A 14,386-nucleotide genomic window follows, 5' to 3' on the forward strand; every position below is an offset into this window, starting at 1 on the left:
TTTCCTAAAAAATAAAAAAAACCACCGCACTTTCACGGTGGCGTTGTTTAAACTTCTAATAAAATTAAAATTGCGGCCTCGCCTCCCCACTCTCTCGGTGCTTGATGTAAGGCGCGGACTTTGGGGTGTTGTACTAACCATTTGGGAATTTGGCGTTTTAAGGTGTATGTGCCATAGCCTGTCATAATGCTGGCACAATAAATATTTTCTTTTTCACAAGCCTGAATTAAGCTAGCTAATTCTATTTTAGCTTTTTCTTTGGTTAAACCGTGTAAATCTAAAAATAATTCTGGCGAAAAATCACCACGGCGTAATTGTTTCAGTAAATAGCTATCTTCCCCTTCACGCAAATATTTCACCGCGCCTTCTTCATTGAGTAAAGGTTCATATTCATCAGAAAAGAAAAAAAGCGTATCTTCTTTTTCACGCTGCTCACGAATTTGTTGTTTTTCTTTATAATTTTTTTGTGGCGCAACAAATTCATTTTGCAATAAAGGTTTTGTGCCTTTTATTGCATCACGAAAGAGCGCTAAATCGTCATCATCTAGTATTTTCATTGTAGAAATAAAATTACGCTTAATTGCCGTATCAGTTTATGCTATAAATAGTTAATTATTCTATTACAAAACAGGAACATTCAACAATGGCTTTAGTAAATGATTTTCCTTCCTCGACATTAACACGAACACCTGATAATGACGGAAAAACAGATATTTTTTTCACCGCACTTAATGAGCTTTATAGTATTAAAGATTTTCTGCGATGGACTTACAGCACCTTTAACCGTTCTGAATTATATTATGGCCACGGGTACGATAATCCTTGGGATGAAGCTCAACAATTGGTTTTGGCAGCGTTAGCTTTACCGTATGACTTCCCTACCGAAATGTATGATACGCGCTTGACCCAAGACGAAAAATTGGATTTAATCGCACTTATTAAAGAACGTTTGGAAAAACGTATTCCTGTAGCTTATCTCACTCATAGTGCTTGGTTCTGTGGTTTGGAATTTTATGTCGATGAACGGGTGATTATTCCACGCTCACCAATCAGCGCATTAATTGAAGAGAAATTTGCAGGTTTGCTCACTAACCCACCACGACGTATTATGGATTTATGTACTGGAAGTGGTTGTATTGCGATTGCTTGTGCTATGGCATTTCCTGATGCAGAAGTTGATGCTATTGATTTATCCACTGATGCCCTTGATGTAGCTGAAATTAACATTATGAAATATCAGCTTTCCGATCGCGTTTTTCCAATTCAATCAGACTTATTTAATGCCATTCCACAGGATAAATACGATTTAATCGTAACAAATCCCCCTTATGTGGATCGGGAAGATCTTGATGATATGCCTGAAGAATATCATTACGAGCCAGAAATGGCATTAGGATCGGGCGATGACGGCTTAGATATTACCAAACGTATTTTACAATCAGCAGCTGATTATTTGACTGATGATGGTGTGTTGGTTTGCGAAGTGGGAAATAGTATGGTGCATTTAATCGAACAATTCCCGAATGTACCATTTGAATGGGTGGAATTAAGAAATGGTGGATTGGGTGTATTTGCATTGCGTAAACGTGATTTAATTACCCTATGTCAAGAACTTGCAAAATAACACCGTCTTTATCCGATCAATAACCTTCAAAAAAGGGACTGATATTTCATTCTCACTATTGATCGGATAAATTTAAGCCTTTTTACTTAATAAATTTTGTTTTACTTTCTCCCCCCAGCGCTGAAAGAGATCTTGCTCAATCTCAATGCCAAATTGATCACAAAGGCGATTGATGCTCTGGTCGATAATATCATCAATGCTTTCGGGGCGATGATAAAAGGCCGGCATCAAAGGCATTATAGTGGCGCCAATTTCTGCTGCTTGGGTCATTAAGCGTAAATGGCCTAAATGTAGCGGTGTTTCGCGCACACAAAGAAAAAGCGGTTTACGCTCTTTTAAACACACGTCCGCGGCACGAGTGATGAGATCATCGGTGTAACTATGCGTAATGCCTGATAAGGTTTTAATTGAACAAGGCAGAATCACCATTCCCAAAGTGCGGTAAGATCCCGAAGAAATTGCTGCACCAATATCGCGCACATCATAGGTTTGATCTGCCAAGGCACGCACTTGTTGAACGCTGTAATCCGTTTCTGCGCCCAAGGTTTGCTTAGCGGCATTGCTGATAATTAAATGGGTTTCAAGATCAGGGACGTTTTTCAATACTTCCAATAAACGTATCGCATAAATCGCCCCTGAAGCGCCTGTGATGGCAATAATTAAACGTTGTTTGCTCATTAGCTCTCGTTGTGCATTTCAAGATTGGTCGCGTCTTTCTCACGCTTTTTCTTGGCACTATCATTGCGTAAATCAGCGATATGATCAAGATATTCTGGCGTAATGTCCCCTGTTACATATTTTCCAGTAAACACTGAACAATCAAAATCTTTAGTCGCGGGATTTTCTTGCTGAACAGATTGAGTAAGCGCCTCAAGATCTTGGAAAATCAATTTATCTACACCGATGAGTTTGGCAATTTCGTCCACTTCTCGTCCGTACGCAATGAGTTCGTGTTTTGTTGGCATATCAATGCCATACACATTTGGATAACGAATTTCTGGTGCAGCTGAAGCAAAATAGATTTTATTCGCTCCCGCAGCGCGCGCCATATCCACAATTTGCTCGGATGTTGTACCGCGCACAATGGAATCGTCCACTAATAGCACATTTTTGCCTTTAAACTCAGAAGAAATGGTATTCAGTTTGCGGCGTACTGCACTCACGCGTTGTGTTTGCCCCGGCATAATAAAGGTGCGCCCTACATAGCGATTTTTCACAAAGCCCTGACGATAAGGCTTGTTTAAAATATTGGCGATTTGTAAAGCGATATCATTGGAGGTTTCAGGCACGGGGATTACCACATCAATGTCTAAATCTGGCCATTCACGGGCAATTTTTTCGCCTAAATATTTGCCCATATGCACACGCGCGGCATAGACAGAAACGCCATCAATATAGGAATCTGGACGGGCAAAATAAACGTATTCAAAAATGCACGGTGTCAATTTTGGATTATCTGCACATTGTTGTGCATAAAATTTACCGTCAAAGGTGATATAAACGGCTTCGCCCGGTTGAATATCGCGCACAAATTCAAAGCCCACCACATCAAGTGCGGTGCTTTCTGATGCAAAAATATATTCTGTTTTGCCATTTTCTTCACGCTTTCCTAACACCAAAGGACGAATACCATTTGGATCACGAAATGCCACCATTCCGTGTCCGATAATCATTGCCACGCACGCATAAGCACCACGAATATCATTATGTGTCGCTTTAATGGCGTGGAAAATGTCTTCAGGTGAAAGATGTTGGGTATAAATATGATCCAGATGATAAGCAAGAATATTGAGCAAAATCTCTGAATCTGAATTGGTATTGACGTGGCGGCGAGCACGTTCGTATAAGGTTTTTTTCAGCTGTTCAGAATTGGTTAAATTACCGTTATGCACAAGGGTTAACCCATAAGGCGAGTTCACATAAAAAGGCTGCGCTTCGGAAACACTGGAACTACCGGCTGTCGGGTAACGAACGTGTCCAATACCAGCATTACCTTGCAAACGTAACATATGCACTTGCTGGAAAACATCGCTCACCAGCCCATTTGCCTTGCGTAAGCGGAAGCGATTTTCATCGTCAATGGTGACGATCCCCGCTGCATCTTGCCCACGATGTTGCAACACCGTTAAAGCATTATAAATAGACTGGTTAACTGGACTCTGTCCGATTATGCCGACAATACCACACATTCGTGTTATCCCCTATTGAGTTAATGTTGAGTTTAATAAACTGGAATTTTCCTGAATTTTTTGGAAGAACCATTCCACGATAAAACCAAAGTGCGGGATTAATTTCGATTCTTTCCACACATCACTTTGGCTAAAGTTGGTAAAGGTATCTACGAAAAATAATAAGGCGGCAACAATTAGCACACCACGCAATAAACCAAAACAGCCACCTAGTACACGATCTGTGCCAGATAGACCTGTTTTATCCACTAGTTGGCTGACTAAATAATTCACAATCGCACCAATAATCAAAGTGGCAATAAATAAGATGGCAATCGCCGTGCCGTTACGAATATATCCTGATTCAATTTGCGTTAAAAAGTTAGCAACATAAGGATAGAAATGATTTGCCACCAGAAAAGCAACAACCCAGCTTGCAAGGGACATCACCTCACGCACAAAACCACGCAACAGGCTGACAATAATAGAAAAAGCAATAATTCCGATAATGATAAAATCTAAATAATTGTTCACGAAAATAATCTCTACAAAATATAGGATATTTATGACCGCTGTATTCTAACAAAAAACGAAAACGTTTGCGTAGCATTATTTGCAGTTTTTATCCTAAGGGTTAAAAAACGGCGTACTATATCACTCGCGCTAGGCGGGATCAACAAAGCACGCATTAAGAAAATTATAGAGATAGCCAAAAGTCTGCGGGTAATTTTTGCTCGGCCTTTTTTAAGGCCAATGCTAAATCTTGATAAGTGGGATTATCTGGTACATTAACGCCACTGCCCGCTTTTTCCAACTGCTGACAAATTTGTGAAAATTGCACCGCACTTTGTGGTGGCAATGGCGTTTGCGCGCGTTTGCCAAGCCAATAAAGCCCTTGCAAAGGCAAACACAAGGAAAAAAGTGCGGTTAAAATAGTAGCGGCTAATGCCACCATATCCCCTTTGGCATAAATTTGTTGCCACACTAAAGCAAACACCGCAAGAAATGGCATCAGTTTTTGTGAAAACTGAGTAGCTTTGATAATACGGTTTTCGGGAAAAATCATTCCTAATTTGGGAATTAGCGGCCAAGTATTGAGATATTGCTGCCCTTGTTGAAGTGCGGTGAAAAATTTCATTTTTTTCTTGCTATGCTGAGTTATGCTGATCGGTAATCAATTTTCCCATTATAACGCATTCTTTTTATTCTCTTCGGTTTTATTTTTATAAAAATTTTTTAATTTTTAATCATTTTTTTGATAAATGTCGTGTTTTTTAAAGTTGAGAATTTATTTTATTTTTTGAAAGGTGTATGCTATGCGGTATTTAACGACTTCTATGTATATGTCGCTCCGTTTGAACTATTTAGACGGATTTCTTTTAACTCAATTAAAGATAGGTTACTTATGTCTCAAAAATTAGTTCTAGTACTTAACTGTGGTAGTTCTTCTCTCAAATTCTCTATTCTAGATCCTGTAACAGGTGATGAAAAATTATCTGGCTTAGCAGAAGCCTTTCACTTACCAGACGCACGTATTAAATGGAAGCTGCATGGCGAAAAAGGTAATGCAGATTTAGGCGCAGGCGCTGCCCACAGTGAAGCCCTTTCATTTATTGTGAACAACATTTTCCCACTAGATCCATCATTAAAAGATGAGATTGTGGCAATTGGTCACCGTATTGTTCACGGTGGTGAAAAATTCACTTCTTCTGTCGTCATCAATGATGAAGTTATTCAAGGTATTAAAGACGCAATTCAATTTGCACCATTACACAATCCAGCGCACTTAATCGGTATTGAAGAAGCGTTCAAAATATTCCCGCACTTAAAAGATAAAAACGTGGCGGTATTTGATACAGCATTCCATACCACAATGCCAGAAGAAGCGTTCTTATACGCCATTCCTTATTCTTTATACAAAGATCACGGTATTCGCCGCTATGGTGCGCACGGTACCAGCCATTACTATGTAAGCCAACAAGCCGCTGAGCGTTTAAATGTGCCAGCGAATCAAGTGAATGTGATCACTTGTCACTTAGGTAACGGTGCATCGGTAGCTGCGGTTCGTCATGGTAAATGTATTGACACTTCAATGGGTTTAACCCCATTAGAAGGCTTGGTAATGGGGACGCGTTCTGGCGATTTAGATCCAGCGATCATTTTCTACCTACACGATAACCTAGGAATGAATGTTGAAGAAATCAACACGCTATTAACGAAAAAATCTGGTCTACTCGGTTTAACTGAAATTACGAGTGATTGCCGTTATGCTGAGGATAACTATGATACTGAAGTACCAGCTAAACGTGCCTTAGATGTATTTTGCTACCGTTTAGCGAAATATATTGGTTCTTATATGGCGGTTATCGGTGAACGTTTAGATGCTATTGTGTTCACTGGTGGTATTGGTGAAAACTCTGCTCACGTTCGTGAAATTACCTTAGAGCATTTAAAACTCTTTGGTTATAAACTAGATAATGAGAAAAACCTTGCCGCACGTTTCGGTAATGAGGGCGTTATTACCGCCGAAAATACCCCTGTAGCAATGGTTATCCCTACAAACGAAGAATTAGTGATAGCACAAGATACAGCGAAACTCTGTATTTAGTAATTAAAATAGGCTGCCGAATATTTCGGCAGTTTCTTCTTCAACTCAATATTGAAAGGCTTATTATGTCTCGTACTATTATTCTTATTCCTGTGAGTGCTGGTGTTGGTTTAACCAGTGTTAGCCTTGGTTTAATTCGCACACTTGAAGAAAAAGGCGCAAAGATTGGTTTTATGAAACCAATTTCACAACCAAATACTGGCGAAGATAAACTAGATCGCAGCACCGCTATCGTTCGTACTAGCACCTCTATTGAAACTGCTGAGCCATTTATGCTAAGCGTAGCGGAAAGCTTAATCGGACAAAACCAATCTGATGTTTTATTAGAGAAAATTGTTGAAAATCACCAACAATTAGCTAAAAACAATGAAATTATCATTGTTGAAGGTTTAATCCCAACTCGCAAACATAGCTATGCCAACAGCATTAACTATGAAGTCGCAAAAGCATTAGATGCCGAAATTATTCTTGTTGCAGCGCCTTCAACAGAAACTCCATCGCAGCTTAAAGAGCGAGTAGAAGCAGCAGCTTCACAATTTGGTGGTAAAAATAACAAAAACTTGCTGGGTGTAGTAATTAATAAATTCAATGCACCGATTGATGAATCTGGCCGAACTCGTCCTGATTTAAGTGAGATTTTTGATGCTTATCAACATAGCCACACCAACGTGGCAGAAGTGTATAAGTTATTTGAAAAAAGTCCAATCAAAGTACTTGCTTGCATTTCTTGGAATGCAGAACTTATCGCAACCCGTGTAATTGATTTAGTTAAACACTTAGGCGCTGCTATTATCAATGAAGGTGAAATCCAAACTCGTCGTATTCGTAGCATTACTTTCTGTGCAAGAAGCTTACCAAATATGGTGGAACACTTCCGTAATGGTAGCTTGTTAGTTACTTCAGCAGATCGTCCAGATGTGTTAGTTGCTGCTGCTCTCGCTGCAAGTAATGGTATTGAATTAGGTGGCTTACTTTTAACTGGCGGATACAAATTAGATAGCCAAATCAAAAAACTTTGCCAACCTGTTTTTGAAAGCACTGGATTGCCAATTTTCCGTATTGAAGGCAACACTTGGCAAACTGCTCTTGCATTACAAAGCTTCAACCTTGAAGTGCCAGTGGATGATAAAGAGCGTATTGAAAGCATCAAACAATACACTAGCCAACAATTTGATACAGACTTTGTCAATTCAATTGTAGCTCAATCTTCTCGCCAACGCCGTTTATCACCGCCAGCATTCCGTTTCCAATTAACTGAATTAGCTCGCCAAGCGAAAAAACGTATTGTTCTACCTGAAGGGGACGAGCCACGTACAATCAAAGCGGCAACTCTTTGTGCAGAACGTGGTATTGCGGAATGTGTGCTGTTAGCTAATCCCGCTGACGTTCAACGTGTAGCTGAAGCACAAGGTGTACAATTAGGTAAAGGCATCACCGTTATTGATCCTGCAAGCGTGCGTGAAAACTATGTCGATCGTTTAGTGGAATTGCGTAAAAATAAAGGTATGACAGAAGCGCTTGCTCGTGAGCAACTAGAAGACACTGTGGTACTTGGCACAATGATGTTAGAAGCCAATGAAGTCGATGGCTTGGTATCTGGTGCCGTACATACTACTGCTAATACTATTCGTCCGCCGATGCAAATTATCAAAACTGCACCAGGGAATTCCATTGTATCTTCTATCTTCTTTATGTTATTGCCAGATCAGGTGCTCGTTTATGGTGACTGTGCAGTAAACCCAGATCCAACAGCAGAACAACTTGCTGAAATTGCAATTCAATCAGCAGATTCTGCCAAAGCCTTTGGTATTGACCCTAGAGTAGCGATGATTTCCTATTCAACTGGAACTTCGGGTAGTGGTGCAGATGTAGAAAAAGTAAAAGAAGCAACACGTCTTGCTCAAGAAAAACGTCCAGATCTTATCATTGATGGCCCATTACAATATGATGCCGCAATTATGGAAGATGTAGCACGTTCTAAAGCACCAAACTCACCAGTTGCAGGTAAAGCAACTGTATTTGTGTTCCCAGATTTGAATACCGGTAACACCACTTATAAAGCAGTACAACGCTCTGCGGATCTTGTTTCTATTGGCCCTATGCTACAAGGTATGCGTAAACCAGTAAACGATCTCTCTCGTGGTGCATTAGTAGATGATATTGTGTACACCATTGCATTAACTGCAATCCAAGCTACACAATAATCCTGCTTTACCTAATAAAAATCTCCATTCTCGTCTAGCGAAACAATGGAGATTTTTTTTATTTCCAATCTAAAATACACTTCCTACCACTAATCTTCCAGCATTTCTTGCAACAACAACGCTAGCCCACTTTGTCGTCTTGTTGGTTTTCTTACCGCAGTTTTCCAGCTTTGCTCCGTGCTAAACACAGTGGCTTGGCTTTTAGCGCGTGTAATGCCGGTGTAAACCAACTCACGGGATAAAATCGGGTTAGGTTCAGTCGGCAACACCATAAAAGCGTGATCAAATTCAGAACCTTGCGATTTATGTACGGTCATCACAAAAGCCGGTTCGTGGCTTGGAATACGACTGGCTAACTCGCGTTTGCCATTTTCAAAATAAAAATGCCCGCGTGCGTTTCCTTGCTCATCAACACTCAATAAATATAGCCCCACATCGCCATTATATAGTCCTACGTGGCTGTCATTTTGCGTGATCATAATTGGTTTACCGAGATAATGTTCGCGCGCTTGATTAAATTGTACTAAGCCCTTTGCACGCAAGCCTTCTACAATCAGTTGGTTAAGTTTTTCACTGCCCAACTCCCCTACGCGTAATGCAGTGAGATAACGCACTTTGTTAAATGCGGTGAAAATTTGCTGAATTTTTTCTGAATCTAACGGTTGATTTTGTGCATTAATGTGCTGAATTAAGGTTAAAAAATCGGCGTAATTTTGCACCGCGCTTTGCACAACCACATTAGCACAATATTGTTGATACGCCACCGTATTCACGTCCATCTCTTGTGTAAATTGCATAAAATCCACTAAGGTTAAGGATGGATTTGTTACAACATCACTTCTTGCCAAATCCCCTGCTTGCAACAGCTGCCAGCTTTCTTCAGCTTTTCCTTGATTAATCAGTTTCGCGAGCTGACCAATGGCGGAATGTGCATCAAAACGATGGCTTTGGGTTAAATGACAAAGGTGATCGCGAATTGGGTTCCCTTTCTCCATCGCTGGCAAATGTTGCCCTGTGGTTTGTTGTAAATAAGACACAAAATCAGGGCTGTATCCCTGCGCAAGAAATTTGCCTAACTCCGCTAAAATCGCCCCTGCCTCCACAGAAGCAAGCTGATCTTTATCGCCTAACAAAATCAATTTGGTTTGCGGTTTTAGGGCTTGCAACAATTTCGTCATTAGGGATAAATCAATCATTGAAGATTCGTCCACCACCAGCACATCAATGAGCAATGGGTTTTGCTTATTATGGCGTGGCGTTTCTTCATAAAAACGTACGCCAAGCAAGCGGTGCAAGGTTTCAGGCTGAGTGGGAATGGCTGCAATTAAGGTTTCAGACAAGGCTAGCTCTGCTTGCAAGCGAGCTAAGGAATTGTCCATACTCTCTTTTAACCGCGCGGTGGCTTTGCCGGTCGGCGCAACCAGTTTTATGCGTAAACCTTGCTGATATAAATCCTGCAAAGCAAGCAACAAACGCGTTACGGTGGTGGTTTTGCCCGTTCCCGGCCCACCACTGATTAAGGTGAAAGGCTGCTTCAGCGCCATTGCCACCGCAATTTCTTGCCAGTTAATTTGCGTTGGTTGTGGTGAATCTGGAAAATATTTTTGCAAAATGGTGGCGATGGCTTGCGGATCAAAAGTGCGGTCAAAAATTGCGGAATTTTGCACCGCACTTTGTTTTTTACGTTGATTTTCTGAATGGTGATCAGTGCGTTTAATGGCATTAGCAAAATATTCCGCCACGCGATATTCATCTTGCCAAATGCGATAAAAATACAAGGCGTTAAACTGGAATACCAAAGGGGCAATCTTGCTTTTCGGATCAGTGGTAAACGCAATATGATCCTCCAATTCCGCAATCCATTGAGTAACGGGCAGAAAGCCAATTTGTTCATTAATACGGTTTGCGTATTCTCGTTCGCTGTAAGGCAACAAATTCTGTAGCAGATTTTCTTCAAGCAACAAACAGCTATGCCCTTGCAAATAAGAATAATTGGATAACGCCGCTAATAAAATCGCTAAATTCTGTTGGTGTAAGGAATAGGATTTGCCTTGCTGTTTTTCAGCGATCAGCCGTGCAAAATGGTAATCGCCTTCGCTAAATACGCCTTTTTCTTTAAGTTCCTTAATTAGCTCAAGCATTAAAACAATTCCTCCAAGACCTGAATTAGCCGCCAATCTGGCTTATCAAAATAAATGCCGTTTTGATCTTGCCCATTCATTCCACGCAAGAACGTGTAAATCACGCCACCAAAATCTCGCTCATATTGATAATGTGGATCACGGCTTTGTAAATAGCGGTGCAACGCCAAGGTGTAAAGCAAATATTGCCAGTCATAAAAACCGTTTTTCATCACTTCAGGCAACTGCGCAGGCTGATAATTTTCCAGTTGATGACCAAGCAAATTTGATTTGTAATCCAGCACATAATATTTGCCTTGATGACGAAACACGAGATCAATAAAGCCACGCAACATCCCTTGCAAGCGCTCAAAAATCAGACTTTGCGAAGGATACCGGTGATAATCTTGCAAAGCTCGGTTAAATGCGGTGGCGTCAAAGGCTTTATTGAGTTTCAAATAAAATTGCATCTCTTTTAAGCAATCTTGTTGTTGAATTTGGGCAAGGGTTAGGCTTTCCCCTGCCAATAATGGACTGTGATAAATGGCATTAAACCATTGCTGTAAAGTCGAAATCCATTGCTCATCAAGCTGTAACAGCTGGCATAATTTGGTAAGATTTTGCTCCTCAAGAGCAGATTGTGCGGTATTTTTTTCTAAATATCGGTGCAAAATCGTCCCCACACGCACGCCGCTTGGTAAATCAAAAGGGCTATAGCCTTGCGGATAAGCATTTTCATTTTCTTGTGGTGGCATATTTTCTTCGCTTAAATTTTCTGTTGGCGGCACCTTGAAATCGTAATCCTTACCTTGATCAAAAACTGACGAAATTTGCCCCGCACTTTCATTTTCTGCCTGTAATTTCAATTTATTACGCTGATGCTTATGCACCATATCAGTAAAGCTGGTTACCCCCCAATGATATTCAATGTTGCCATTAAATATAGCAGGGCTAAAGATTTGATTGTGAGATGCGGAAACCAAAGGCGCGCTTGCTTCAAGATCTTCGATACTGTGAATAGCAACATTTAGCTTACCCACTTTTTGCTGTAAGGCTTGCAATAATGAGCGGGTATCATAGGCTTCGGAGAATGTTATCTTTTCGCCAATCGCCCCTTGGCTTAGGGCATAAAGCAAGCCATTCCATTTTTTCTCAAAGGATTGCGGCAGGCAACACGCCACTTGGTATTTGGCACGAGTGAGCGCCACATAAAGCAAACGCATTTCTTCTGCCAACTTTTCTTTTAAAACTTGCGCCGACTGCTGTTTTTCCATATCCCACAACACTTGATCTTGTTCTGCAGCGTAATAGGTAGTGATGGTATCTTTGACGCCTTTCGCAGGGGCGGCAATAAAGGGCAGCCACACCAAATCATAAGCCAAGCCTTTTGATTTATGAATCGTCACGATTTTCACTAAATCTCGTTCGCTTTCTAAACGAATGCTTTCTTGCATTCGATCTGTGCCTTGAATTTGCTTTTCAAACCAACGCAATAAGGCAGCTTCGCTTTCGTTTAAACGGCTGGCTTGCTGAAAAAGCTCCGCCAAGTGCAAGAAGTCGGTTAAAATTCGCTCCCCTTGACTACGGGTAAGCAAGCGTTCGGTGAGTGGATTTTCTTCATTTAACAATAATTGGTGCAACATCACCAAAATGCCTTTTTGTTGCCACGTTTTTTGATAGGCAAAAAAGGCTTCCACCCAATGCTCCCACTGATTTTCATCTTGCTTGATTTGATAAATTTCCGCACTGGTTAAGCCAAATAATCGGGTGGCAATGGCGTTGAGAATGTGGCGTTCATTCAATGGATTTAAACAAGCCTGCAAAATTAGCGCCAATTCCTGCGCGGTTTCGCTGTCAAACACATTGCCTTTATCCGACAAATACACCGAAGCAATGCCTAAATTTTGCAAGGCAGTTTTAACGCTCAGTGCTTCTTTCCAACTACGCACCAGCACGGCGATATTTTTGGCTTGCAAGGATTCATCACCAAATTTAGCTTGATTTTGCGCCGCACTTTTTAACCATTGTTGAATGGAAATGGCGCACGTTTCGGCAAATTGCTCTTGATTATACGCATCGCCTAAATAGCAACTTAAAGCTGGCTCATCTTGTCCGTTAAGGTTAAAATGCGGTAGATTTTTCCCTGCTTTTACGGGATCGAACTTAATTTTATCAAATAAAAAGGGCGCTGGCTGTTCAAAGTCAAAAATCCCATTAACACATTGGATTAATGCGGCAGTGGAACGCCAGTTTTCTTTCAATGTAAAACGCTGATTGGCTTGCTGTGAAGCCTTAAAATAAGTAAAAATATCTGCGCCACGGAATTGATAAATAGACTGCTTCGGATCGCCAATCATAATAAAGCCTGAAGCTGCTGGCTGCGATTGTTGCGGCGGATTTTCGATATAAATTTTAGAAAAAATTTGATACTGCTGCGCGTCTGTATCCTGAAATTCGTCAATCATTGCAAAGGGATATTGATTGCGAATCAATGCGGCTAACTCCTGCCCATTCTCGCCACACAAGCCTTCGCGCACCAAACGCAGCAAATCATTAAAGCCTTTTTGCGTGTGATGTTTTTTGTAATCAAATAATTTTTGTCGAATGGTGCGAATGGAATGGTAAAGTACGATAGGCAAGAAGAGTGCCGTTTCTTCTGATTGTTCGAATAAACGTTGCGCTTGGTTGAATAAAGGATGCTGTAAAGGTTTAAAATCCGCTTTCGTTTTTGCGGCAATATCTTTTTCCGTAAAATAAATGAGAATATCAGGTAAGCTATAATTATCGGGATCTTCCGCCCACGCACGCATTTTCTCAAAGCGTCCTAACATATGATCTGCACGGTAATTTTTAATTTGAGCTTTATTCTTTTCTAGAAACTCTGCGAGTTTTTGCTCATTCGCCAACCATTCCTGCTTAAATTCCTCAATCGCCTGATAGCGAGCCAATAAATGTTGTTGGAGAAATTCATCAAGAGAAAGCTCAAGCAAGCTTGGATCAGAAAGTGCCACATCAAAGGCTTCTTTGTTTAAATAAGAATGAATTTTCTCTAGTAATTCCTGTGGCGATTTTAATGCTTTGTAAACCCATTTCGCCACGATGACAGGCTGATGATAAAAGGTTTCACGCCAAAATTCATTGGTTAAGCGTGCGAGCAAATCACTTTCATCGGTAACCAACTCTAAATTAAAATGTACGCCCGAATTAAAGGCATATTGCATTAGCATACGGCGACAAAAACTGTGGATCGTGTAAATGGCGGCGGTATCCATACTCTGCTCCGCCCAGTTAAGGCGTTGAATCGCCAAAGGAATATCCTGCAAACTGTGTGCAAGCTCTCCAAGCAAGGGATCGCCACCTTGACTAAACACGTCTAAATCCTGCGTGGCTTGATATTGCAAAAGCAGCTGTTTGCTATGGTAAATCCTTGCACGAATACGCTCGCGCAGCTCTTGCGTTGCCATTTCGGTAAAGGTTACCACGAGAATTTTATCTACTGATAATGGCTGGCTAAAACAGTTCTCCCCTGCTTGTAACAGCAAGCGAATATACAAGGACGCCATAGTGTAGGTTTTGCCCGTTCCCGCGGACGCTTGGATCAGGCTAACGCCCTGCAACGGCATTGTGGCTGGATTGAGAGTTTGCGCTTTTGTCGTCATCAT

At 41.0% G+C, this 14,386-nt stretch carries 10 protein-coding genes; 3 read left to right on the forward strand and 7 right to left on the reverse strand.

Annotation, left to right across the window (positions count from 1 at the left end; translation table 11 throughout):
* Positions 1 to 47: 47 nt before the first annotated feature.
* Entirely contained in the window at positions 48 to 551 is a 504-nt protein-coding gene (gene smrB, locus L5B71_RS02145) for an endonuclease SmrB (RefSeq protein ID WP_265757770.1), read from the reverse strand.
* Positions 552 to 643: 92 nt separating this feature from the next.
* Between smrB and prmB the strand changes: the two genes are divergently transcribed.
* Complete coding sequence (gene prmB / locus L5B71_RS02150) at positions 644 to 1,624, forward strand: 50S ribosomal protein L3 N(5)-glutamine methyltransferase (protein WP_265756738.1); 981 nt, start codon at positions 644 to 646, stop codon at positions 1,622 to 1,624.
* A 72-nt stretch (positions 1,625 to 1,696) separates the two neighbouring features.
* Here the strand turns inward: prmB and L5B71_RS02155 are convergent, their stop codons facing one another.
* The 4 genes from L5B71_RS02155 to yfbV all read right to left on the reverse strand — a co-directional run bounded on the left by L5B71_RS02155 (position 1,697) and on the right by yfbV (position 4,930).
* On the reverse strand, positions 1,697 to 2,302 hold the full coding sequence (locus tag L5B71_RS02155) for a UbiX family flavin prenyltransferase (protein ID WP_265756740.1): 606 nt from the start codon (positions 2,300 to 2,302) through the stop codon (positions 1,697 to 1,699).
* Positions 2,302 to 3,813: an amidophosphoribosyltransferase gene (purF, locus tag L5B71_RS02160; RefSeq protein WP_265756741.1), complete on the reverse strand. Its 1,512-nt coding sequence runs from the start codon at positions 3,811 to 3,813 to the stop codon at positions 2,302 to 2,304. Before purF ends, L5B71_RS02155 begins: the two co-directional genes overlap by 1 nt.
* A gap of 12 nt (positions 3,814 to 3,825) precedes the next feature.
* Positions 3,826 to 4,326: a CvpA family protein gene (locus L5B71_RS02165; protein ID WP_265756742.1), complete on the reverse strand. Its 501-nt coding sequence runs from the start codon at positions 4,324 to 4,326 to the stop codon at positions 3,826 to 3,828.
* A 163-nt stretch (positions 4,327 to 4,489) separates the two neighbouring features.
* Positions 4,490 to 4,930 carry a terminus macrodomain insulation protein YfbV gene (gene yfbV, locus L5B71_RS02170; RefSeq protein WP_326938247.1) on the reverse strand — a complete coding sequence of 147 codons (441 nt, stop codon included), beginning with the start codon at positions 4,928 to 4,930 and terminating at the stop codon, positions 4,490 to 4,492.
* Between the two features lie 267 nt (positions 4,931 to 5,197).
* On the opposite strand from yfbV, the gene L5B71_RS02175 reads away from it, so the two are divergent.
* Positions 5,198 to 6,400 (forward strand): acetate kinase, encoded by a 1,203-nt coding sequence (locus L5B71_RS02175; RefSeq protein WP_265756743.1) that lies wholly within the window; start codon positions 5,198 to 5,200, stop codon positions 6,398 to 6,400.
* Between the two features lie 65 nt (positions 6,401 to 6,465).
* Positions 6,466 to 8,604 carry a phosphate acetyltransferase gene (gene pta, locus L5B71_RS02180; RefSeq protein ID WP_265756744.1) on the forward strand — a complete coding sequence of 713 codons (2,139 nt, stop codon included), beginning with the start codon at positions 6,466 to 6,468 and terminating at the stop codon, positions 8,602 to 8,604.
* Positions 8,605 to 8,693: 89 nt separating this feature from the next.
* Here pta and recD read toward each other — a convergent pair whose 3' ends face one another.
* A complete protein-coding gene (gene recD / locus L5B71_RS02185) occupies positions 8,694 to 10,745 on the reverse strand; it encodes an exodeoxyribonuclease V subunit alpha (RefSeq protein WP_265756745.1) in 2,052 nt (683 codons plus the stop codon).
* On the reverse strand, positions 10,745 to 14,383 hold the full coding sequence (gene recB, locus L5B71_RS02190; RefSeq protein ID WP_265757772.1) for an exodeoxyribonuclease V subunit beta: 3,639 nt from the start codon (positions 14,381 to 14,383) through the stop codon (positions 10,745 to 10,747). Before recB ends, recD begins: the two co-directional genes overlap by 1 nt.
* Between the last annotated feature and the right edge of the window lie 3 nt (positions 14,384 to 14,386).

Source organism: Avibacterium sp. 21-586 (assembly GCF_026226775.1).
Lineage (GTDB): Bacteria > Pseudomonadota > Gammaproteobacteria > Enterobacterales > Pasteurellaceae > Avibacterium.